The sequence below is a fragment of the Winslowiella arboricola genome (genome assembly GCF_025527015.1).
Taxonomy (GTDB): domain Bacteria; phylum Pseudomonadota; class Gammaproteobacteria; order Enterobacterales; family Enterobacteriaceae; genus Erwinia; species Erwinia arboricola.
This window is the reverse complement of sequence record NZ_JAODIM010000040.1, coordinates 261,175-282,007: the sequence shown is the minus strand read 5'-3', so window position 1 is coordinate 282,007 and position 20,833 is coordinate 261,175. Positions and strand designations below refer to the sequence as shown.

Here is a 20,833-nt window from a genome sequence, read left to right as displayed (position 1 = left end):
GCCTTACTCCTGAGGAATGAAGTTGTCGGCCGGAACCGTGAAGGTAGTGCCAAGATATTGCTTTTGCAGTGCGCCAAGTTCGCCAGATTTCTGCATCGCCAGAATGCGGTCGCTAATCACTTTGTTCAGCGCGTTGTCATCTTTACGAGTCGCCCACGCCATCCATTGTGATGGACCGACGTCACCTGCCTGCGCCACTTTTGTCGGGTATTTCTTCACGATCGGCGCCAGCACCGAGATATCGTCAATTACAAAGTCGGCGCGTTTGGTCATCAGCGTACTGACCGTCTGATCCAGCGTATCGACGCTGATAATGGTGATCGGCTTCAGGCCTTTGCTTTTCAGCGTTTGATTAAAGGTTTTCAGCAGCTGCTCAGGCACGCTGGCGCTTTTGGCGGCGCCGCGCAGACCGGCAAGATCTTCAATCTTCAGCGGCTTACTGGCGAATTTGCCCGCCTCATCATGGCGTACCAGTACTGCGTTGACGGTTTTACTGAACGGCACGGTAAACAGCACTTTTTTCGCCCTTTCGGCGGTGACGTTAAGGGAAGAGCCTTCCGCATGAAACGAACCGGAAATCAGACCGGGAATGATGCCGCTAAAAGCAGTCTTCTGAAACTCAAGTTTCACGCCCAGCTCTTTAGCCACTGACTGCATAATTGCGGCGCTGTAACCCACCACTTCGCCCTTGTCGTTGGTGTACTCATAAGGGGGAAAAGTAGGATCAACGCCGACGGTCATGGTGCCGCTGGATTTAATCTCCGCCAGCGTATCGGCGCGGGCGACGCCACTGAGTGAACCCGCAGTGAGCAGTGCAGCAATAAGTAATGTCATTTTTTTCATTATGATGTTCCCCGGTAGTTGGTGAGATACATCAGGAGTAAGGCAGGTTTCGTGCCAGTTTATGCAAGACAGCAGGCAGCGGAGGGAAGGAGGGAGGGAATAATCCTTAATAATCACAAAGAAACATATGTTTCATGATTATTAAATAATTTTTCATTGGTTTCATTGGGCGGCAGCCGAGTGTGTTGCCGGTCAATGGTGACGCACTAAGATAGCGCACAATAAGTGAGCGGCTGCACCATGGCGATAGCATGGCGCAGCTCAGTGTTACTCCAGCTCATCAAGCCACTGATGAACCGATTCGATTAATGTCAGCTGGTCATTGCTGACTTTGCCGCGCTCACGCGCCACCAGCGAACAGAGCAGATTACACACCCCGGAGAGTGAGGCGGTGCTGTCAAAAATCAGGCTGCCTTCGGTATGGCAACGAATCACCCAGGTCGCCTGTTTTGCCGCTTTACCGGGCAACACATCGGAAAGACAGATCATTGGCACCTTAAGTTCGCTTAAGGCGTTCATCGCCGCCTCCAGCGCCGGCATGCGGCGGCGTAAGCCGATGCAAATCGCCACATCCTCCGGGCCTGATGTAGCCAGATATTCCGCCAGTGAATCCCCGGCACGCGGCAGCAGGCGCACATCGTTATGCACATGCACCAGATCGCGGTACATCAGGGCGGCGATGGTCTGGCTGTGACGCCAGCCCAGCAGCAAAATGCGGCGTGCGCCGGCAAGCGCCTTAACCATCTGATCCAGTTGTTGTGCATCAAGGGCTCGATAAGAGTGAACCAGATTAGCGACTTCGCGTTCCAGATGGCTCTGGATCAGCGCATCCAGCGGCGAGCCAGTCTGGAAGTCCTGCAGGTAGAGCGGCGAACCGCTATTTTGCATTTCCCGCGCCTGGCGTCGCGCTTCCTCATAGTTTTCATAACCGAGATGACGAAAAAAGCGTGTGGTGGTGGCTTTTGACACTCCGGCACTGATCGCCAGTTCGGTGGCGGTATTCATCGCCAGCTGACCCGGCGCCGCGAGGACCACATCCGCCAGACGCTGTTCATGGCTGGAGAGTTGATCCCAATATTGACGAATGCGGCTTTCAAGCGAAACCGTTTTGGCGTTCATCTGTTAACCCTGGAAAAATAAAATCCATCCTGCACAGAGCGGGCGGGCTTGTCATGTAAAAAATGAGATTGATTAGTGATTGGCTATTACCTGCATCGACAATCCACACAAAACCTTAAAAGGGGATCGAAACCGGCAGAGACATCCCTGTTACGTCACCCCTTTTCTGGATAGGATAAACGCACTTCCCCCCATCCCACTTAATCAGCAGGTGCAGGCGTGTCAGTAAAATTAGTCGCAGTTGATATGGACGGAACCTTCCTGAATGCTTCGAAAAGCTATAACCGGCAACGTTTTCAGCAACAGTACCAGGCGATGCGCGCGCAGGGGATACGCTTTGTGGTTGCCAGTGGCAATCAGTTCTGGCAATTGCTGAGCTTTTTCCCGGAGATTGCCGGTGAAATGTCTTTTGTCGCCGAAAATGGCGCTTATGTGGTGAGCGAAGGCCAGGAGATCTACTGTGGCCATATACCGCGTGGCCAGGTGCTGAATATTCTTAACGAGCTTGGGCCGTTTAATGATGTCTGTACGGTGGTGTGCGGTAAACAGACCGCATGGCTACACCAGCGTGCGCCGGAAGCGGTGGTGACGCTGATGTCGCGGCATTATCATCGGTTGCAGCGTTATCAGTCAGTGGATGAGATTGGTGATGATATTTTTAAAATTGCCCTGACGCTGGAAGATACGCGCATTCCGCAGCTTAAGGCGCACCTTCGTCAGGCGCTTAATGGCGATTTAACCCCGGTTACCAGCGGCTTTGGCTTTGTCGATCTGATTATTCCCGGTATCCATAAGGCGCATGGGCTGAAAATGCTGCAGCAGCGCTGGGGCATTGCGGATGATGAGGTGATGGCGATTGGCGACAGCGGCAATGACCGCGAAATGCTGATGCAGGCGGGTTATAGCTTTAGTATGGCCAATGCCAGCGAAGAGATCCGTCAGGTAACCCGTTATCAGGCGGGGCATCACAATGATGAAGCGGTACTGGATGTTATCGATGATCTGTTAAATGGGGTTGACCCTTTTCACAGCTCAGAGCGTTAAAGCCTGCCTGCCACATAGCCCGGCAACCTTAAAACGCAAAACGGACGTCCGAAGACGTCCGTTTATAAATGATGGTGCCCGAACCCGGAATCGAACCAGGGACACGGGGATTTTCAATCCCCTGCTCTACCGACTGAGCTATTCGGGCAACGGGGCGCATTAAACCTTAAGCGAGCCGGAGCGTCAAACACTTTTCCCGGCGGAAAGATTGATTGCTCTCTTTTTCATCCTTTTGCCGGGAAAATCGACAGTTAAGCCAGACTCCTGTCTTTTATGTCTGCAGCTGACTATTTATCTTTATATCATGATGGATGGAGGGAAAACGCACACCATTTATGGCTGAAATTAATATTTAATAACAGCGCCAATAATAATAAAAATGATAACAACATGATCAATGTTAAAACATAATACGGTTTTTTAAAATTAAGTGCCAGCGAATATCCAGGTCCGCAAATAAAATTCAAACTAAAACAATCTAAAGCAATAATTCACTGTGGCTATTGTCAGATTATTACTTATAGTCATTTGTCCTAAAACAAAACCCCCGTATTGATTCGCATCAAAAATATGCTGATATTGACGCCAGAGGAAAAGTCAATTACCACCGTGTTATATCATTTCTAGCTATCTATTGCAGTTTAACGCCTGTTACTGATTTGGCTGGTATAACGGCTTCGCTTGCCAATTGCTTTGACCACCAACCAGGATTTATTATGTCATTAAGAAATAAAACGCTTAGTGCAGTAAAATGGAATCTGCTTGCCACCCTGATTACCACATCGTTGGGTATCATATTACTGTGGGCGCTTTCCCACTTATTAACCACTCAGCAGTATGGTGTGGTCAGTGCGGCATTGATTGTCAGTACATTTTGCATGATGTTAATTGACTTTGGCATCTCCAATTCAATTATACGCAGCCGCTCGCTGCTAGCGGACGAGTTATCATCGTTGTACGTGGTTAATGTGGTACTGGGCATTATTATCTGTGCCGTGATCCTGCTGTTAAGCTCGCAGATAACGGCACTGTTTAAAGCAGACGAAATGCTTACCAGCCAGATTCGCCTGATGGCGCTGGGCTTTATTATTCTCTCTTTTGGACTACAGCCACGTGCATTGCTGACCCGGGAGATGCAGTTCCGTCCGCTGGCGCAGGTTAACATCGCCACCACGCTCACCAACTTTGTGGTCGCTATTAGTCTGGCCTTGATTTACCACACCAGCTGGTGCATCGCGCTGGCCTTTCTGGTCAGTTCACTGGTGAATGCCGTTGCATCGCGCTGGGCTGCACGGCCATTAATGCACTATCGGTTCCGCTTTCGTATTGCGCCGGTTAAGAACCACCTGCATTACGGCATTCAGCTGGTGATGGATTCACTGATTAATCAGATCAGCATTAATACTTATCCGGTACTGATGTCACGGTTGATCAGTATTACCGCTATTGGCGGCTATAGCATCGCGTATAGCATCAGTATCGCCCTGTTTGAAAAGTTAAATCCGGTACTGTCACATGCGCTATTTCCCGCCTTTGCCCAGATTGGTCATAATCAGTTGCGACTGAAAGAGACCTTTTTAAAAGTGACCACCTTTAGCGCGCTGATTAATTTTCCGTTACTGACGGGGATGTTGCTGATAGCCGATCCACTGGTAAACGTTTTTTTTGCCGGGAAATGGCACTTTATTATCCCGGTTATCCAGTTACTCTGTATTGTCGGCGCAGTGCGATCGATTGATACCGCGGTTATTGCGGTGCTGCTGGTGAGGGCCAAAATGTACCTTAATGTACGCTTTGGTATAGTTAAATTACTGTTCGGCATCCCTCTGACCTGGTTTATGGGTACCACTTTTGGTCTGCTGGGAATTGTTTATTCCTTTCTGATTATTCAGGTTGTTAATACTTCTCTGGGATACTTTTTACTGCTGCGACCCTGTATTGGAAAAACCGGATCGGCTTATTTCCGGGCGATTAGCGTACCGGTACTGCATGTTATGCCGATGCTGGTGATATGCAGCCTGATAAGTCAGCAAGCCAGTGCACTGCGTCATAGTGAACTGCTGGCGCTAACCGTGCTCTCCGGCGTCATGGTGTATACCCTGACCATTTTATTATCTCCCTGCCAGACGGTACGCGAGTTTCGCCAGGTCGCGATCCAGGCGTTGATGATAAAGAGGGTGGTAACATGAAATTATCGATTGTTATCCCCTGTTATAACTGCGCTGGCAATATCCTCAGTTTGCTGGAGTCCTTCTGGCGGCAGCGTAACCCGCTGCTGGAAGTGATTCTGATTAATGATGGATCACGCGATGCCAGTGAAGCGGTGATTAAAAGCTTTATCGCCAGCCATCGGCAGGGCAATTTTAACTTATATACCACCGTCAATGGCGGAGCGGCGGCAGCGCGCAGCCGGGGAATGGCGATGGCACGCGGAGAATATCTGTTCTTTTGCGACGCCGATGATGCAGTGGCGCCCGACTTTGTGATTACTGTGCTGGAGAAGATTGCCCTGCGGCCTGATCTGCTCTATTTCAGCTCGGTAAGGGTGCATGGCAGGGGTGCGCAGCAGCGAATCAGCGACAAAATATTCTTTGCTGAAGACCGGGTATGGTCTGACGCCGATGGCTTTTTGCGCTGGCAGCTGGAGCGCAAAGCCTGGACCGCCGCGGTATGGACCTATGTATTCCGGCGACAGCTGGCGCAGGATAGCTATGCCTGTTTTACACCGCGTAAGTCCCATGAAGATCATCTGTTTACCTTACGCCTGATTGCCCATGCAGCGAAAATAATGGTTATCAGCAAAAGGCTATATTTCCAGTATATCACCGCAGGCTCACTCACCCATTCGGTTAAAAACGGACAATATATTAACGATCGTTTATCGGCTTTTCAGGAAGCGCGTAAATATATGCTGCAAAAATTCAGCCAGCAGTCGGTCGCGCTCTATTCCGAATGGTCAGCGCGAGCGCTGCTGGGTCTCTGCTTCAGCAATCCGCTGGCCACGTTTGGTTCATTAATGCAACGAAATGTTTATCTGTTTATCTGGCGCGATCGCCGCCATTTATCACGGACGGTTAAGAAAATGATCTACCAACGATTCTTACGGTAGCTTATCAACCGGAGCAGAAAGCATAATGTATAACATAAACTTAACCACGACACGTGGCCGGCTGGAGTTATGTTCTGCCACGGTATGGTCGCTGATACATCAAACCTTTACACCAGACACTATTATTATTTGGGTTTCACGCGAGCCTTATATGTCTGATGAAGGTATTCATGAATACCCGAGCTGGCTGCCGGAAATTAACCGTATTAAAAATATCGTAAAAGTTGTACATGTGAGAAATACTGGCCCTTACCGGAAAATTATTCCGGCGCTGCGTGCAGCAGATCTGGATGATGTGCTGATTTATGCCGATGACGATGTGATTTATGGCAGTATGTGGCTGGAAACTTTACTGAAATCCTACCATCAGTATCAGGGTAAGCATGTGATAGCGGCGCGAATTCGGGTAAAGAGTAAAAATGTGCTGGGATTTGATAAAAGCTACAATCACTATAAGATTTGCGCTACACCGACCAATTTTACCGCTAACTTTATTATCACCGGCGTCGGCGGCTGTGTGATTGCCCGGCGTCATGTTCGTCGTGAGCTGCTTAATATTGATGCTTTTATCGAAGTGGCGCCAAAAACCGACGATCTGTGGATTAGCAAAATTATAGAATTATCTGGTACTACGGTGACCTGCTCACCGCAGGCGATGGATCATGTGCTGGAAATTAATCACAGTAATAATGCATTGAGCCATAGCAATACAATAATTTCACTGCAAAATACCCTGGTAAATAAAATCGTCAGGAAAATATATTATATGATGATGGGTTATTTTGGTTTTGCGATCTCGAATAATGATACCGCCATGAAAAAAATTAACGCTTTTTTTAAACTGCGCAAAGCCAGACTTTAACCGCTGCTATTAAAAAAGGATATTACAATGGCTAACTTTACTGTCCGTATAGAACTGAATCAGGCCACCTATGATGATCTTGAGCGGTTGCACGATCTGCTGCTGGCGGCGGGCTATTCCAACTTAATTGAAGATATCTCCGGTACGCGCTTTTATCTGCCACTAAAAGAGTATGTGCTGGCCAGCAACAGTAGCGCGCAACAGGTGCTTAAGCAGGTTGAGCGGATTGCCGCATCAGTGCGACCCGATCCGAAAATCCTGGTGACGGAGGCGGTTTCGCGCTGCTGGCTGTTAGCCGAGCGATAAATAGCGTGGCGAGGAAACAGGCTAAAATTTGCATAACTAACGGATTATTAAACATTTATATTACGTTTATTTGATTAGTTTTATTATTAATCAATGAGTTAGTACTTTTCAATTTTTGTGGTTTAATTCACTTTAGCGGGTTGTGTCTGAAAAAAAATAATGCCATTATTGCGCAAATTTTGACGCCATATCATCACCATTCATTTGAGGTCGCCGCCATGAACGGTTCAATGCTGAAACAGAGCACTTGTTCCCGCCATCTTCGGATGTCGCAATACGCGCGATCGTCACTCTGCAACATCCCATCGATACACCCTCTCACCATGCGGTGAGGTCGTCTTGCGCTTGCTGTTGGACATGAGTAAAAACAGACGCGATCTGATTTTACTGATGTCTATTGGTTAAAGCTGAACCCAATTCTGCTTAGTCGAACGCTGACATATTACGTCAGGAATGGCCCCCTGCTGGAGCCCGTTCCTGGGATGTGCCTCTGGCACCCCTCATCCTTGACCGCCAGGGATTTGAGCTATGACAACACTGAAAATTGCTGCCAGCGCCGCCGTTGCGCTGAACCTACACACCACGCGCGAGCTTGTTGCGCTGGACAGTACTGATTTTACTGATGTGGCGGCGGTGGTCGTCTCCGTTGCGGACTCCCGCAGCGGCGTGCTGGCATTGCTGCGCCATACCGGATTTAATCTGCCGGTGTTTATCGCGCTGGACGGCGCAGAGCAGAACCAGGGACTGGCTGAAGTCACCGGTCTGCTGACCGGCGACGCTGAATCAGCGGAACTTCTGGAAGCTGCCGCGGCGCAATATGAAGCCGCGCTGCTGCCACCGTTTTTCGATACGCTGACCAAATATGTGGCGATGGAGAACAGCACTTTTGCCTGTCCCGGCCATCAGGGTGGGGCGTTCTTTAAAAAGCATCCGGCCGGACGTCAGTTTTTTGATTTCTTTGGCGAGAATGTGTTTCGCGCCGATATGTGCAATGCCGACGTTAAGCTGGGCGATCTGCTGATCCATGAAGGCTCAGCCAAACATGCACAGAAATTTGCCGCCAAAGTGTTTAACGCTGACAAAACCTATTTTGTGCTGAACGGCACTTCCAGCGCTAATAAAGTGGTGACTAACGCCTTGCTGACGCGTGGCGATCTGGTGCTGTTTGACCGCAATAACCATAAATCCAACCACCATGGTGCGCTGATCCAGGCAGGAGCGACACCGGTCTATCTGGAAACCGCGCGCAATCCGTTTGGTTTTATTGGCGGTATTGATGCGCACTGTTTTGACGAGCATTACCTGCGCCAGCAGATCAAAGAAGTGGCGCCAGAACGCGCTGCAGAAGCTCGTCCGTTCCGTCTGGCGGTGATCCAGCTCGGCACCTATGACGGCACGGTGTATAACGCCCGTCAGGTGGTGGATCGTATCGGCCATCTCTGCGACTACATTCTGTTTGACTCAGCATGGGTCGGCTATGAGCAGTTTATTCCGGTGATGGAAGCCTGTTCGCCGCTGTTACTCGATCTTAAGCCCGAAGATCCGGGTATTTTTGTCACCCAGTCGGTGCATAAACAGCAGGCCGGTTTCTCGCAGACCTCGCAGATTCACAAAAAAGATAACCATCTTCGCGGTCAGCAGCGTTTTTGCAGCCATAAACGCCTGAACAACGCCTTTATGCTGCACGCCTCGACCAGCCCGTTCTATCCGCTGTTTGCGGCGCTCGACGTCAATGCCAAAATACATCAGGGTGCGGCGGGTCGTCGTTTGTGGCATGAGTGCGTGACGCTCGGTATTGACGCGCGTAAAGCCATTCTGGCGCATTGTGAGATGATCCAGCCGTTTCTGCCGGACAGCGTTGACGGCAAGCCATGGCAGGCTGGGCCGACGGAAACTATCGCCAGCGATGCGCGCTATTTTAGCTTTGCGCCTAAGGCAAAATGGCATGGTTTCGATGGTTACGCGCGCGATCAATATATTATCGACCCGTGCAAGTTGCTGCTGACCACGCCGGGCATTGATGCGGCAACCGGTGAATATGCCTCATTTGGTATTCCGGCCACTATCCTCGCCAGCTATCTGCGTGAGAATGGTGTGGTGCCGGAGAAGTGCGATCTTAACTCGATTCTGTTCCTGCTGACGCCAGCGGAAAGCGCGGAAAAAATGGCGCATCTGGTGGCGAAGCTGGTGCAGTTTGAGCAGCATGTGAAAGATGATGCATTGCTGTGTGATGTGCTGCCAACGGTGTACCGCAAAAATGCCGCGCGTTATCAGGGTTATACCCTGCGCCGTCTGTGTCAGGAGATGCACGATCTCTATGTCAGCTACGGCGTGAAGGATCTGCAGAAGGCGATGTTCCGTCAGGAGAGTCTGCCGAAAGTGGCGATGAACCCGCAGGATGCCAATATCGAATTTATACGTGGCAACGTTGAGCTGGTGCCGATCGCGCAAGCCGAAGGGCGTATCGCCGCCGAAGGCGCGCTACCCTATCCGCCGGGCGTATTGTGCGTGGTGCCTGGCGAAGTGTGGGGCGGCGCGGTGCAGCGCTATTTCCTCGCGCTGGAAGAGGGGATTAATCTGCTGCCGGGCTTTTCACCGGAGCTACAGGGCGTTTACGCCGAAGCCGATGAGCGCGGCGTTAAGCGTTTATGCGGCTATGTGATGGCTTAAAACGCGGCTGTATAAATCTGTCAGGGAGCCGAAATTGGCTCCCGTGCAAACTGTAAACCAGTACCAGGGGCGGCGTTAACGCCGCCCCTGAGTGTTACGATCCTGTATTACAGGCCGATAGCGCTTTCGCATCTTCCCGCGCCTGGCGCACAATGGCTTTTGACATCCATTTCGCCACCTCCTGCAACTCATCGTTATCACAGCCCCAGATATCCTTCATAACCAGAAAAATCTCTGAGCCATATACCAGCGATAGCGCATGCAGTACGCGTTGCATCAGTTCCGGCGACAGCTCGTTTGCCAGCGGCTCCACCACCTTCTGCAGTAACTGTTTGCGGTTACCGCGCACCAGTCGCTCTTTGATCGGAATCGCATCCTGTGACTGCGATTGCGCCCACTGAGTGAGTGACAGATGCAATGCCGCGCGCAGCGTGCCTTCATGCTGCAACATGCGCGGAAAAGCGAAGGTCATTAGTTCATCAATGCGCGCACTGGCTTCTTTCTGCGTTGGCTGCCAGCTATTCATCGGGCTCAGGGTTTCACCGACAATGGCGGTCACCAGCGCGCTTTGCGTTGGGAAGTAACGATAGGCAGTAGCACGCGACAGCTGTGCCGCCTGGGCAACTTCGCTGATCGAGGGAAACGCGCCTCCATCAAACAGTTGCATGGCAGTATTGATTAGCAGGCGGCGCGTTCGTGCGCGAGTAGATGTCATAGACATAGCTTCTTGGTTTTCCTTTTGAACCACAATAACCTCTGTATAAAGCTGCCTGATTTCAGTTACTTAATGGATGCTGGCTATAGTGAACTGCGCCGTTTCCTGCACTGATACCGCTTCAGGCTCGGTATGATAATGAATGAGACTACAGTTTCATTCTATTGATTTATCAATTAAATGGATGGTACTGTAATCCCGGCGTAAAGTGACAGTTTCTATCACAAAGGATATTGTGGTTTTTATTTCAGGTTTATCAACTCTTTATTAACATAAATAACAGGATTGAACCAAAGAAATGAAAGAGAGTACCGGTTTCATCTATGCCGTTGCAACGGCGGATACTAAAGGAAAGGAACTGTATTTCGTTCGCGATTTAATCGCTGCCTGTGGGGCGAAAGTGGTGACAGTTGATCTGTCCACTCAGACACTTAGCAGCGACCCGGCGGCCGATTTTAGTGCTGAAACCGTAGCGAATTTCCACCCTCAGGGGAGGGCTGCGGTATTCTGTGGCGACCGTGGCCGCGCCATTAATGCAATGGCTGACGCATTTGAGATTTTCCTTAGTACCCGTGAGGATGTTGCCGGGATTATTGGTCTTGGCGGCTCCGGCGGTACGGCACTGATTACCCCGGCGATGCAGTCATTGCCGGTGGGTGTCCCTAAAGTAATGGTTTCCACCATGGCCTCCGGCGATACCTCCGGTTACGTCGGTGCCAGCGATATCAGCATGCTCTATTCAGTCACCGATGTCTCCGGTCTTAATCGCATTTCGCGCCAGGTATTGGGTAATGCGGCGCATCAGATTGCCGGCGCGGCGCTGTTTCAGGTTGAACCTGACCCCAGTGATAAACCGGCTCTGGGGCTAACCATGTTTGGTGTCACTACCCCCTGTATTCAGGCGGTGAGCCAGGTGCTGGAAGCGGATTATGACTGCCTGGTGTTCCATGCTACCGGCAGCGGCGGTAAGGCGATGGAGAAGCTGGCTGACAGCGGTATGCTGACCGGCGTGCTCGACCTGACCACCACTGAGGTGTGCGATTTACTGTTTGGCGGCGTACTGGCCTGTGGTGAAGAGCGTTTCGACGCGATTGCCCGCTCAGCAGTGCCTTGCGTTATCTCCTGTGGCGCGCTGGATATGGTCAATTTTGGCCATCCGTCGACGATACCTGCCAGATATGCCGACCGCCTGTTTTATCATCATAATGCGCAGGTCACCCTGATGCGCACTACGCCGGAAGAGAATGTGGCGATGGCGAAATGGATCGCGGCGAAACTGAATCGCTGCCACGGTGAAGTACGCTTTCTGATCCCGCAGGGTGGTTTTTCGGCACTGGATGCGCACGATCAACCGTTCTGGTTGCCGCAGGCGAATCAGGCGTTTATCAGCACGCTGGAAGCGGAACTGTTACAGACTGATCGGCGCAAAATTCACTATCTGCCTTACAACATCAATGATCGGTTGTTTGCAGAAGCAGCGGTGGCGGAGTTTCGCGCCCTCGTTGCCGGGGAGAAATAGTTATGGCTGGATTTAAGCGCCAGGCGTTACTGGCCAAATTTCAGGCGATGATTGCCCGCCGTGAACCTATTATCGGCGGCGGCGCAGGCACAGGCCTGTCGGCAAAATGCGAAGAAGCGGGGGGTATCGATCTGATTGTGATCTATAACTCCGGGCGCTATCGTATGGCAGGACGCGGTTCGCTGGCCGGTCTGCTGGCGTACGGCAACGCCAATGAGATTGTGGTCGATATGGCGAAAGAGGTGCTGCCGGTGGTGAAACATACCCCGGTACTGGCGGGTGTCAACGGCACCGACCCGTTTTGTCAGTTCGACAGGTTTCTCGACGAACTGAAAGCGCTGGGTTTTTCCGGCGTGCAGAACTTCCCGACGGTTGGCCTGATTGACGGCAACTTCCGCGCCAATCTGGAAGAGACCGGCATGGGTTATGCGCTGGAAGTGGAGATGATCCGTCTGGCGCATCAGAAAGATATGCTGACCACGCCGTATGTCTTTAACCAGCAGGACGCGGTGGCGATGACCGAAGCCGGTGCGGATATTATTGTGCCGCATATGGGACTGACGACCGGCGGCAATATCGGTGCCGAAACCGCGCTGAAATTACAGGATTGTGTACCGCTGATTAACCAGTGGGCGCAGGCCGCGAAAGCGGTGCGTGAGGATGTGATTGTGCTGTGTCATGGTGGCCCGATTTCAACGCCGGAAGACGCGCAATATATTCTCGATAATTGCCCGCTTTGCGATGGTTTCTACGGCGCCAGCTCGATGGAGCGTCTGCCCACTGAAGTGGCATTGACGGATGCCACCAGGCAGTTTAAAAAGATTAATCGATAACCATCAGGCAGGCGGCGATAACGCCGCCGCTACGCAGATCTCATATCGGGGCGGCGTTATCGCCGCCCGTGCCAGGGATTTGCAGCAGCCACCCTTTTCTACATCACTTTGATGCCAACACCAGGGGAATTTCCCGTAAGCAAAACGGCGAGCTAATGCTCGCCGTTTTTTTTGCCTGCGCTATCAGTAAAAACGATAGCCTTTCTGCGCCTTACTGACTTTCACCAGATAACGACGTGATTCTGCTGACGGGTGATTGCTGGTCAGCGTCTGATAAACATCGCCCGACGACATAGCGTTAATCTTACTGAAAGCGCTGTTCTTATCGCTGGAGAAGGTACGCAATACGCTGCCCGCGCCACCGTTATAAGCCGTAATCACCGCATAACGACGTGAAGTCGGGTCGGAAATGCCGGACAGATAGCTGCCCTGCAAAATCGACAGGTAAGCAGTACCGGCATCAATATTGTTTTCCGGATCGAACAGATAACTGCGGCTCGGTTTGCCCCATTTGCCCTTCAGACGGAACACATCGACACCCGCGGTATGCTGCACCACCTGCATCAGACCCAGCGCATCCGCATGGCTGACCGCATAGGGGTTGAAGCTCGATTCAATCTGCATAATCGCCAGGATCAGCGACTGATCGACGCCATATTTCTCCGCCGCTTTACGGACCATTGGCAGATATTTATGCGCACGCTTGTCCAGATGGTTTGGCACCATCGGAATGGTGACCGACCAGATGACATGCAGGCCAGAGTTGCGGCGTTGCAGCTTATTCTGAATCAGGTAATCAGCAAAGCTGGCGGCGCGACCCTGCCAGCGGATCGGCTGACCGGTGTTATCCAGCACCTGACCGTACAACAGTGGCTCTTTACTGATCTGAATATCGTTGGCGTCGGAATAGAGATCGACATTGCCCGGATCTTCGCCGATCAGCAAGGTAGTGATAATCGCCTGACGCAGGCTGTCCGTCGGATTGGTGCCGGCGATGGTTTCAATGGTAATGCTGCCTGAATCAAAGTTGATATGGCTGCGGGTGTAGTACTGATCGCTATATTTCACATAGTCCTTTGGACCGGCGATCAGGACCTCATTGATACCCCAAATATTCTCAATGTTATGGGCAAACTGACCCATCAAAATATCAAAACCGTTGGTGTCCTTTACCCATTCTTCGTGGAATGCATCTTTTTTATTACTTGAGCAGGAGATCAACAGCGGTGCTAACAGCAGCAAGGCAATAAATTTTTTTTTCATTTTTACAATGTTTAGCCCAAAAAATGGGGCCTGCGACAGGCCCTGAATCGTTATTCTTCTGGCGGGGTATAGCCTTCGATATGCACATCTTTGCCTTCGAACAGGAATTTCACCATCTCCTGTTCCAGCTGTTTGCGATCGTCAGGGTTCATCATGCTGAGCTTTTTCTCATTGATCAACATGGTTTGCTTGGTCATCCACTGTGACCAGGCCTCTTTGGAAATGTCGTTGTAGATGCGTTTGCCCAGTTCGCCCGGATAGAGCTGGAAATCCTGTCCCTCGGCATCGCGTTGCAGAAACGTGCAGAAAATTGTGCGGCTCATTACTCTTCCTCTTGTGTCGCGCGTGTATTCAGCGTCATTTGCTGTGGTTGCCGTAATTCATGCAGCAGCCGCTCAACCGGAGCGGCCAGTCCCACAGACGGCGGCTGCGCTAAGTTATACCAGAGACCCGCGCCTTCATCCATGGCCCCACGTGCAGAAGGCAGTTCCAGCCACATTGGCACGATATCCAGATGAAAATGGCTGAAGGTATGGCGGAAGGCTACCATCTGGCTTAACTGGCTGCCATCGATGGCGCGGCTTGTTAACCACTGTTGCAGTTCTGGCAGGGTGGTAAATTGCGGGAAGCAATACAGGCCGCCCCACAGGCCGACAGGCGGGCGCTGTTCCAGCCAGACGCCACTGCCGCGCTGCATCAGTAAAAACCAGCCGGTGCGCTCTGGCAGCGTCTGTTTCGGCTTCTTGCCCGGGTACTTTGCCCAGCTGCTGTTGGCATACGCCACACAACGGAGATTTACCGGACAGATCTCGCATTTTGGCTTTGATCGGGTGCAGACCATCGCGCCCAGATCCATCATCGCCTGATTAAACTGACTGACGCCAGCGGCTGGCGTCACCTGTTCACTGATATCCCATAACTTCTTTTCGACATCTTTCTTGCCCGGCCAGCCATCAATGGCGTAGCAGCGCGCCAGCACTCGTTTAACGTTGCCATCCAGAATCGGGAAGTGCTGACCCAGCGCCAGCGACAGGATCGCGCCCGCCGTTGAGCGGCCCACACCCGGCAGATCGGCGACCGCTTCGAAGGTTTGCGGGAATGTTCCGCCATGCAGATTCACCACCTGCTGCGCTGCTTTGTGCAGATTGCGCGCACGGGCGTAGTAGCCGAGGCCAGTCCACAGGTGCAGCACTTCATCCAGCGGCGCAGCCGCCAGATCGGTCACCGTCGGGAAACGCGCCATAAAGCGCTCAAAGTAGGGGATGACGGTAGCAACCTGGGTTTGCTGCAGCATCACTTCCGAGAGCCATACTTTATACGGCGTTTTTTCTAACTGCCATGGCAGGGTTTTGCGACCGAAGCGCTGATACCAGTCCAGCACTTGTTGCGCGAACTGTTGCGCTTGCATCATCAGGAGGAAATTTTCCGTTATTACTCTACACTCAGGCTGGAATTGCAGCACAGACGCCGGATGCTGTAAACCGGAACTTTGTGGGGCTTGCTTCTCAGCCTTAACTTTGCATAATGCCCGCATATTCCTGAATGCGCAGATTAACAGGCAGCCACATGAAGAATGACGTCATTTCACCCGATTTTGATGAAAACGGGCGCGCGATGCGCCGTATCCGCAGTTTTGTCCGCCGTCAGGGCCGGTTAACCAAAGGCCAGCAGCTGGCGCTGGATAACTACTGGCCGGTGATGGGCGTTGAGTATCAGGCGGATCCTGTCGATCTGGTTGGACTGTTTGGCCGCGAAGCGCCGGTGGTGCTGGAGATCGGTTTCGGCATGGGCGCCTCGCTGGTGACGATGGCGGAAAAAAATCCGCAGCAGAATTTCCTCGGTATTGAAGTGCATTCGCCGGGCGTCGGCGCCTGTCTGGCTACCGCCCATGAAGCGGGTGTCGATAACCTGCGTGTGATGTGTCACGACGCAGTGGAAGTGCTGGAACATATGATCCCGGATAATTCGCTGCGTATGGTGCAGCTGTTTTTCCCGGATCCGTGGCATAAAGCGCGCCATAATAAACGCCGCATTGTGCAGGTGCCATTTGCCGAGCTGGTGATGCGTAAGCTGAAGCTGGGCGGGACTTTCCATATGGCCACCGACTGGGAAGCCTATGCAGAACATATGCTGGAAGTGATGAGCAGCATCGAAGGTTACAAGAATCAGTCGGAAGACAATAGTTATGTGCCGCGTCCTGAATCGCGGCCACTGACCAAATTTGAGCAGCGTGGCCAGCGTTTAGGTCACGGTGTTTGGGATCTGATGTTTGAGAGGGTTAAATAATGGCTACACAACGCAGTCGTCGTCTTCGTAAGAAAATGCATATCGATGAGTTCCAGGAACTCGGTTTCTCCGTTAACTTCACCTTCCCGGAAGGCAGCAGCGAAGAGCAGATCGACAGCACCGTTGATGCACTGATCAATGAAGTGATCGAGCCGAACGGTCTGGCGTTTGATGGTAGCGGCTACCTGCAGTGGGAAGGTCTGATCTGTCTGGAGAAGATCGGCAAATGTACCGAAGAGCATCAGGCACAGGTACGTAAATGGCTGGAAGCGCGCGAGCTGAAAGATGTGCGTGTTTCTGAACTGTTTGACGTTTGGTGGGACTAATTATCTGTCGGCGGCGATAACGTCGCCGCCGGGACAGAACAGTTGCAGGGGCGGCGTTATCGCCGCCCTTAAATTTTCATTCAGGAGAGTTCATGATTCGTAAAGCACTGGTTGTCGCACTATTGCTGGCCGCAGGTCAGGCACAGGCCGCTTATGAGTGTAGTGTGAAGCCACAGGATGATGTGGTAATTAAACCGCAAAGCGTGCAGGTGGTTGGGGCCAGCGGTAATCTGGTGATCTCTCCTGAAGGTAATTTGCAGTTTAATGGTAAGCAGGTGGACGTGGATACCGCGACCCGGCAGAAGGCCATTGATTATCAGACCGCGCTGCGTCGCGATCTGCCATGGATCGATCAGGGCGCCACGCAGCGTCTGGAAAAAGGGCGAGTGGCGCTGGATGGCGTGATTGTCGAGAAGCTGGGCAGCGAAAGTCATGCGCGCTCGCGTCTGACCACCCTGAGCAGCCAGCTGAAGCAGCAGATGAACCGTATTATTGAGCATCGCAGCGACGGTCTGACTTTCCATCATCAGGCGATTGATCAGGTGCGTCAGGACGGTGAACGTCTGGCACAGAATGCACTGGGTGGTCTGGTGCAGGACAGTCTGAATGAGATGGGCAAAAAGCAGGCCGGCGCCAGCGATAATCCGCTACAGGCGATTATGGGCAATCTGGGCGGTTTGCAGCAGGCGGTAAAAGACGAATGGAGCAAGCAGGAGCAGGATTTCCAGAACTTCGGCCATGAAGTCTGTAATCGCGTTACCGTGCTGGAAACGCAGCGCAAAGATGTTTTAGCGGGCGTGAAATAATTAGTGCTGGCAGCGGGCGGCGAGAACGCCGCCCCTATACGGATCCTCTGTAGGGGCGGCGTTCTCGCCGCCCGCGTCAATATCGTCACTCCGCCAGAAACAGTTCCAGCAACGAATTAAGAAACAGCTTACCTTTCTGGGTGATCTGCCAGTGCTCCGGCGTTTCCGTCAGATAACCTTTCTCCAGCGCCTGATTGATTTGCGGGCGAATAACCGACTCATCTAAGCCGGTATAGCGTGCAAACTCCTCACGCGGCGCAGCTTCCAGCAGGCGGAAGCGATTCATAAAGAACTCGAACGGCTTCTCGCTGGCTTCCACTTCATGCTGGCGGTCGAGATATTTCCCGGCCATAAAGCCACGCGGATGGCGGGTCTTGGTGGTACGGATAATCCGCCCATCTTCCTGCGTCAGCTTGCCGTGCGCGCCACAGCCGATGCCGAGGTAATCACCAAAACGCCAGTAGTTAAGATTATGCTCGCAGCGGTAGCCTGGTTTGGCATAGGCCGAGGTTTCATACTGCTGATAACCGGCAGCGGTTAGCAGCTGATCGCCCTGTTCGAAAATATCCCACAGCGCGTCATCATCCGGCAGCACCGGCGGGCGCGAGCTGAACAGGGTATTGGGTTCAATGGTCAGCTGATACCACGAGAGATGCGGCGGATTCAGCGCAATCGCCTGGCGCAGATCGTCCAGCGCCTCTTCCAGCGTCTGATCCGGCAAGCCGTGCATTAAATCGAGGTTAAAACTGCGCAGACCGAGATCGGCGGCCAGATGCGCCGCACGCACTGCCTCTTCCGGGCCATGAATACGCCCCAGACGTTGCAGCTTCTCCGGGCTGAAGCTCTGCACGCCAATGGAGATACGGTTGATACCGGCGCGCTGATAGCCGCTAAAGCGATCGGCTTCCACCGTTCCCGGATTGGCTTCCATGGTAATTTCAGCGCCGGGTGCCAGCGGCAGGCGTGCACGCACGCCATCCATCAACAGCATCATCGCTTCACTGCTCAGCAAGCTGGGCGTGCCGCCACCGATAAAAATGGTGCCAACTTCCCGGCCGCCGGTTAACGGCAGATCGTTATCCAGATCGGCCAGCAGGTGGCGCACATACTCCTCGTGCGGCACCTCGCCCTTTAACGCATGCGAGTTGAAATCGCAGTAAGGGCACTTCTGCACACACCACGGAATATGAATATACAGACTGAGTGGTGGGCGATTAGACATTACGCATCGCATCCAGCAGCAGCGTCAATGCTTTGCCGCGATGGGAAACTGCGCGTTTCTCATCTTTAGTCAGTTCCGCAGCGGTTTTACCCAGTGCCGGGACATGGAAGATCGGATCGTAGCCAAAACCGCCTTCACCGGCAGCTGTGCGGGTGATGACCCCTTCCCAGCTGCCGTGGAACACCAGCGGTGTCGGATCAGCGGCATGACGCAGATAAACCAGCACGCAGTGAAACTGTGCCTGACGACGCTCGTCCGGCACATCCTGCAGCGCGACCAGCAGTTTTTCCAGATTCTGCTGGTCGCTGGCATCTTCTCCGGCGTAACGCGCTGAATAAATCCCCGGCGCGCCACCCAGTGCATCTACCGCGAGACCGGAGTCATCGGCAATCGCCGGTAAGCCGGTGATATGCGACGCATGACGCGCTTTCAGAATGGCATTTTCGATAAAGGTTAAACCGGTCTCTTCGGCAGACTCTACGCCGAGATCGGTTTGCGCCACGATATCGAGGCCAAAGGCCGCCAGCAGGTCGGCCAGTTCGCGGACTTTGCCCGGGTTACCGGTTGCGAGAACAACTTTTTGCATAACAGATCCACAATCGTTGACGACAAAATAAGAATTACAGCTGCGCCCAGCCAGGAATAAAATCCATGCCCAGATAGTTCAGCATATACAGAATCAGAATCACCGCCATCGCCGAGAAATCGATGCCGCCCATCGCCGGGATAATTCTGCGCACCGGCGCCATCAGCGGCTCAGTCAGCTGAATCAGCACGTAATCAACCGGGTTGCGGCCCTGGCTAATCCAGCTCATCAGGGAGCGAATAATAATCACCCAGAACACCAGCACACCTGCCGCTTTAACTACGGAAACCAGGCCATAGTAAAAGAAGATAGGATCGAAGATAAATACCCGTGTCTGTATGGCGAACAGCAGCGTAAACGACAGCACGCTAATCACATACGCCAGCAGCAGCGAGGCGCTGTCGAGCGGACCAACTGATGGGATAACACGTCGCAGCGGCTTGACTACCGGTTGAGTTATTTTCACCACAAATTGGGAGAATGGGTTGTAGAAATCACATCTTACCCATTGCATCCAGATGCGCAGTAACAACACTTTTACGTACAGGTTAAATATCGTTGTTACCAGAAAAGTCAGCGTCAGCATGAGGTTCCTCAGTTATTGTTGTGAGAGGCGTGAGAATAATCTCGTGCGCCAAAAATTGCGGTGCCAATACGCACCATGGTGCTGCCAGCCGCGATTGCGGCGTCCATATCGTCGCTCATTCCCAGAGAAAGCGTATCGACGGCCGGATACTGCTGCTTAAGCTGTTCCAGCGCGGCGGCCATCTGCTGGCATACCGCCAGCTGGCGCGCATAATCACTTTCCGGCGCCGGAATCGCCATTAAGCCGCGTAACTGCAAATGCGGCAACTGGGCTATTTCGCGCGCCAGATCCGGTAACGCATCCAGCATGATGCCAGATTTGCTCTGTTCGTCACTGATGTTTATTTGAATCAGCACGTTTAATGGCGCCAGATGCGCCGGGCGCTGCTCATTCAGACGCGTAGCGATGCGCAGCCGGTCCACGGTATGGCACCAGGCAAAGTGCTCTGCCACCAGTCGGCTCTTATTGGATTGCAGCGGACCGATAAAGTGCCAGACCAGCTGCGGATAAGCGGCCAGCGCCTGAATCTTATCGACCCCTTCCTGCACATAATTCTCACCAAATGCGATTTGTCCGGCGGCGATCGCTTCTTCGACCAAGCTCGCAGGTTTGGTTTTACTGACTGCAAGCAGCGTAACTTCTGCTGGATCGCGGCCGCAACGTTCGGACGCCGCTGAGATTCGCTGGCGAACTTCCTGTAGGTTTTGCTGGATTGAGATCATAGTCAGGGAGAACTTT

General features: G+C 52.5%; 21 protein-coding genes and 1 tRNA gene. 11 read left to right on the top strand and 11 right to left on the bottom strand.

Features of this window, described 5'->3' with window-relative positions; translation table 11 throughout:
- Positions 1–3 precede the first annotated feature (3 nt).
- Together N5923_RS11170 and N5923_RS11165 are read right to left on the bottom strand one after the other, a co-directional pair.
- Entirely contained in the window at positions 4–843 is an 840-nt protein-coding gene (locus N5923_RS11170; RefSeq protein WP_267143814.1) for a transporter substrate-binding domain-containing protein, read from the bottom strand.
- Positions 844–1,110: 267 nt separating this feature from the next.
- A complete protein-coding gene (locus N5923_RS11165; protein ID WP_267143815.1) occupies positions 1,111–1,962 on the bottom strand; it encodes a MurR/RpiR family transcriptional regulator in 852 nt (283 codons plus the stop codon).
- A 219-nt stretch (positions 1,963–2,181) separates the two neighbouring features.
- Here N5923_RS11165 and N5923_RS11160 point away from each other — a divergent pair, with 219 nt between their 5' ends.
- A complete protein-coding gene (locus N5923_RS11160; RefSeq protein ID WP_267143816.1) occupies positions 2,182–3,006 on the top strand; it encodes a Cof-type HAD-IIB family hydrolase in 825 nt (274 codons plus the stop codon).
- 72 nt (positions 3,007–3,078) lie between these two features.
- On the opposite strand, the gene N5923_RS11155 is transcribed toward N5923_RS11160, so the two are convergent.
- Positions 3,079–3,154 (bottom strand) — tRNA-Phe (locus N5923_RS11155).
- 568 nt (positions 3,155–3,722) lie between these two features.
- On the opposite strand from N5923_RS11155, the gene N5923_RS11150 reads away from it, so the two are divergent.
- From N5923_RS11150 to N5923_RS11130, 5 genes are all read left to right on the top strand, one after another.
- On the top strand, positions 3,723–5,195 hold the full coding sequence (locus N5923_RS11150; protein ID WP_267143817.1) for an MOP flippase family protein: 1,473 nt from the start codon (positions 3,723–3,725) through the stop codon (positions 5,193–5,195).
- On the top strand, positions 5,192–6,115 hold the full coding sequence (locus N5923_RS11145) for a glycosyltransferase family 2 protein (protein ID WP_267143818.1): 924 nt from the start codon (positions 5,192–5,194) through the stop codon (positions 6,113–6,115). Before N5923_RS11150 ends, N5923_RS11145 begins: the two co-directional genes overlap by 4 nt.
- Positions 6,116–6,140: 25 nt before the next feature.
- Positions 6,141–6,977 carry a glycosyltransferase gene (locus N5923_RS11140; RefSeq protein WP_267143819.1) on the top strand — a complete coding sequence of 279 codons (837 nt, stop codon included), beginning with the start codon at positions 6,141–6,143 and terminating at the stop codon, positions 6,975–6,977.
- Between the two features lie 27 nt (positions 6,978–7,004).
- Positions 7,005–7,283 carry a DUF2622 domain-containing protein gene (locus tag N5923_RS11135; RefSeq protein WP_267143820.1) on the top strand — a complete coding sequence of 93 codons (279 nt, stop codon included), beginning with the start codon at positions 7,005–7,007 and terminating at the stop codon, positions 7,281–7,283.
- A 528-nt stretch (positions 7,284–7,811) separates the two neighbouring features.
- Positions 7,812–9,953, top strand: a complete 2,142-nt coding sequence (locus N5923_RS11130; RefSeq protein ID WP_267143821.1) for an ornithine decarboxylase — start codon at positions 7,812–7,814, stop codon at positions 9,951–9,953.
- A gap of 94 nt (positions 9,954–10,047) precedes the next feature.
- Here N5923_RS11130 and N5923_RS11125 read toward each other — a convergent pair whose 3' ends face one another.
- The gene (locus N5923_RS11125; RefSeq protein WP_267143822.1) at positions 10,048–10,674 is read right to left on the bottom strand and encodes a TetR/AcrR family transcriptional regulator; all 627 of its coding nucleotides are present in this window, start codon (positions 10,672–10,674) and stop codon (positions 10,048–10,050) included.
- A gap of 292 nt (positions 10,675–10,966) precedes the next feature.
- Between N5923_RS11125 and N5923_RS11120 the strand changes: the two genes are divergently transcribed.
- Together N5923_RS11120 and N5923_RS11115 are read left to right on the top strand one after the other, a co-directional pair.
- A complete protein-coding gene (locus N5923_RS11120) occupies positions 10,967–12,187 on the top strand; it encodes a Tm-1-like ATP-binding domain-containing protein (protein WP_267143823.1) in 1,221 nt (406 codons plus the stop codon).
- 2 nt (positions 12,188–12,189) lie between these two features.
- Positions 12,190–13,020: a phosphoenolpyruvate hydrolase family protein gene (locus tag N5923_RS11115; RefSeq protein WP_267143824.1), complete on the top strand. Its 831-nt coding sequence runs from the start codon at positions 12,190–12,192 to the stop codon at positions 13,018–13,020.
- A gap of 183 nt (positions 13,021–13,203) precedes the next feature.
- Here N5923_RS11115 and mltC read toward each other — a convergent pair whose 3' ends face one another.
- Genes mltC through mutY form a run of 3 tightly spaced genes read right to left on the bottom strand, consistent with a single transcriptional unit; the run spans position 13,204 to position 15,694 of the window.
- Complete coding sequence (gene mltC / locus N5923_RS11110) at positions 13,204–14,283, bottom strand: membrane-bound lytic murein transglycosylase MltC (protein WP_267143825.1); 1,080 nt, start codon at positions 14,281–14,283, stop codon at positions 13,204–13,206.
- A 50-nt stretch (positions 14,284–14,333) separates the two neighbouring features.
- Positions 14,334–14,606 carry an oxidative damage protection protein gene (locus tag N5923_RS11105; protein WP_017803480.1) on the bottom strand — a complete coding sequence of 91 codons (273 nt, stop codon included), beginning with the start codon at positions 14,604–14,606 and terminating at the stop codon, positions 14,334–14,336.
- Positions 14,606–15,694: an A/G-specific adenine glycosylase gene (gene mutY / locus N5923_RS11100; protein ID WP_267143826.1), complete on the bottom strand. Its 1,089-nt coding sequence runs from the start codon at positions 15,692–15,694 to the stop codon at positions 14,606–14,608. Before mutY ends, N5923_RS11105 begins: the two co-directional genes overlap by 1 nt.
- Before the next feature lie 155 nt (positions 15,695–15,849).
- Here mutY and trmB point away from each other — a divergent pair, with 155 nt between their 5' ends.
- The 3 genes from trmB (at position 15,850) to N5923_RS11085 (ending at position 17,701) form a co-directional block, all read left to right on the top strand.
- Positions 15,850–16,569: a tRNA (guanosine(46)-N7)-methyltransferase TrmB gene (gene trmB / locus N5923_RS11095; RefSeq protein ID WP_267143827.1), complete on the top strand. Its 720-nt coding sequence runs from the start codon at positions 15,850–15,852 to the stop codon at positions 16,567–16,569.
- The gene (locus tag N5923_RS11090; protein ID WP_267143828.1) at positions 16,569–16,895 is read left to right on the top strand and encodes a YggL family protein; all 327 of its coding nucleotides are present in this window, start codon (positions 16,569–16,571) and stop codon (positions 16,893–16,895) included. The genes trmB and N5923_RS11090 overlap by 1 nt, the downstream gene beginning before the upstream one ends.
- 92 nt (positions 16,896–16,987) lie before the next feature.
- A complete protein-coding gene (locus N5923_RS11085) occupies positions 16,988–17,701 on the top strand; it encodes a YggN family protein (RefSeq protein WP_267143829.1) in 714 nt (237 codons plus the stop codon).
- Between the two features lie 85 nt (positions 17,702–17,786).
- On the opposite strand, the gene hemW is transcribed toward N5923_RS11085, so the two are convergent.
- From hemW to N5923_RS11065, 4 genes are read right to left on the bottom strand one after another with little or no spacing between them, the layout of a single operon-like run.
- Positions 17,787–18,923 (bottom strand): radical SAM family heme chaperone HemW, encoded by a 1,137-nt coding sequence (hemW, locus tag N5923_RS11080; RefSeq protein ID WP_267143830.1) that lies wholly within the window; start codon positions 18,921–18,923, stop codon positions 17,787–17,789.
- Positions 18,916–19,509: an XTP/dITP diphosphatase gene (locus N5923_RS11075; protein WP_267143831.1), complete on the bottom strand. Its 594-nt coding sequence runs from the start codon at positions 19,507–19,509 to the stop codon at positions 18,916–18,918. Before N5923_RS11075 ends, hemW begins: the two co-directional genes overlap by 8 nt.
- 34 nt (positions 19,510–19,543) lie before the next feature.
- Complete coding sequence (locus N5923_RS11070; protein ID WP_267143832.1) at positions 19,544–20,095, bottom strand: YggT family protein; 552 nt, start codon at positions 20,093–20,095, stop codon at positions 19,544–19,546.
- Between the two features lie 8 nt (positions 20,096–20,103).
- Positions 20,104–20,817, bottom strand: coding sequence for a YggS family pyridoxal phosphate-dependent enzyme (locus N5923_RS11065; RefSeq protein WP_267143833.1), 714 nt, complete (start codon positions 20,815–20,817; stop codon positions 20,104–20,106).
- Positions 20,818–20,833: the final 16 nt, after the last annotated feature.

Excerpts from the sequence above, each read along its gene's own strand:
- N5923_RS11170 (WP_267143814.1), bottom strand. The coding sequence starts at position 843 with ATGAAAAAAATGACATTACTTATTGCTGCACTGCTCACTGCGGGTTCA.
- N5923_RS11165 (WP_267143815.1), bottom strand. The coding sequence starts at position 1,962 with ATGAACGCCAAAACGGTTTCGCTTGAAAGCCGCATTCGTCAATATTGG.
- N5923_RS11150 (WP_267143817.1), top strand. The coding sequence starts at position 3,723 with ATGTCATTAAGAAATAAAACGCTTAGTGCAGTAAAATGGAATCTGCTT.
- N5923_RS11145 (WP_267143818.1), top strand. The coding sequence starts at position 5,192 with ATGAAATTATCGATTGTTATCCCCTGTTATAACTGCGCTGGCAATATC.
- N5923_RS11140 (WP_267143819.1), top strand. The coding sequence starts at position 6,141 with ATGTATAACATAAACTTAACCACGACACGTGGCCGGCTGGAGTTATGT.
- N5923_RS11135 (WP_267143820.1), top strand. The coding sequence starts at position 7,005 with ATGGCTAACTTTACTGTCCGTATAGAACTGAATCAGGCCACCTATGAT.
- N5923_RS11130 (WP_267143821.1), top strand. The coding sequence starts at position 7,812 with ATGACAACACTGAAAATTGCTGCCAGCGCCGCCGTTGCGCTGAACCTA.
- N5923_RS11125 (WP_267143822.1), bottom strand. The coding sequence starts at position 10,674 with ATGTCTATGACATCTACTCGCGCACGAACGCGCCGCCTGCTAATCAAT.
- N5923_RS11120 (WP_267143823.1), top strand. The coding sequence starts at position 10,967 with ATGAAAGAGAGTACCGGTTTCATCTATGCCGTTGCAACGGCGGATACT.
- N5923_RS11115 (WP_267143824.1), top strand. The coding sequence starts at position 12,190 with ATGGCTGGATTTAAGCGCCAGGCGTTACTGGCCAAATTTCAGGCGATG.
- mltC (WP_267143825.1), bottom strand. The coding sequence starts at position 14,283 with ATGAAAAAAAAATTTATTGCCTTGCTGCTGTTAGCACCGCTGTTGATC.
- N5923_RS11105 (WP_017803480.1), bottom strand. The coding sequence starts at position 14,606 with ATGAGCCGCACAATTTTCTGCACGTTTCTGCAACGCGATGCCGAGGGA.
- mutY (WP_267143826.1), bottom strand. The coding sequence starts at position 15,694 with ATGATGCAAGCGCAACAGTTCGCGCAACAAGTGCTGGACTGGTATCAG.
- trmB (WP_267143827.1), top strand. The coding sequence starts at position 15,850 with ATGAAGAATGACGTCATTTCACCCGATTTTGATGAAAACGGGCGCGCG.
- N5923_RS11090 (WP_267143828.1), top strand. The coding sequence starts at position 16,569 with ATGGCTACACAACGCAGTCGTCGTCTTCGTAAGAAAATGCATATCGAT.
- N5923_RS11085 (WP_267143829.1), top strand. The coding sequence starts at position 16,988 with ATGATTCGTAAAGCACTGGTTGTCGCACTATTGCTGGCCGCAGGTCAG.
- hemW (WP_267143830.1), bottom strand. The coding sequence starts at position 18,923 with ATGTCTAATCGCCCACCACTCAGTCTGTATATTCATATTCCGTGGTGT.
- N5923_RS11075 (WP_267143831.1), bottom strand. The coding sequence starts at position 19,509 with ATGCAAAAAGTTGTTCTCGCAACCGGTAACCCGGGCAAAGTCCGCGAA.
- N5923_RS11070 (WP_267143832.1), bottom strand. The coding sequence starts at position 20,095 with ATGCTGACGCTGACTTTTCTGGTAACAACGATATTTAACCTGTACGTA.
- N5923_RS11065 (WP_267143833.1), bottom strand. The coding sequence starts at position 20,817 with ATGATCTCAATCCAGCAAAACCTACAGGAAGTTCGCCAGCGAATCTCA.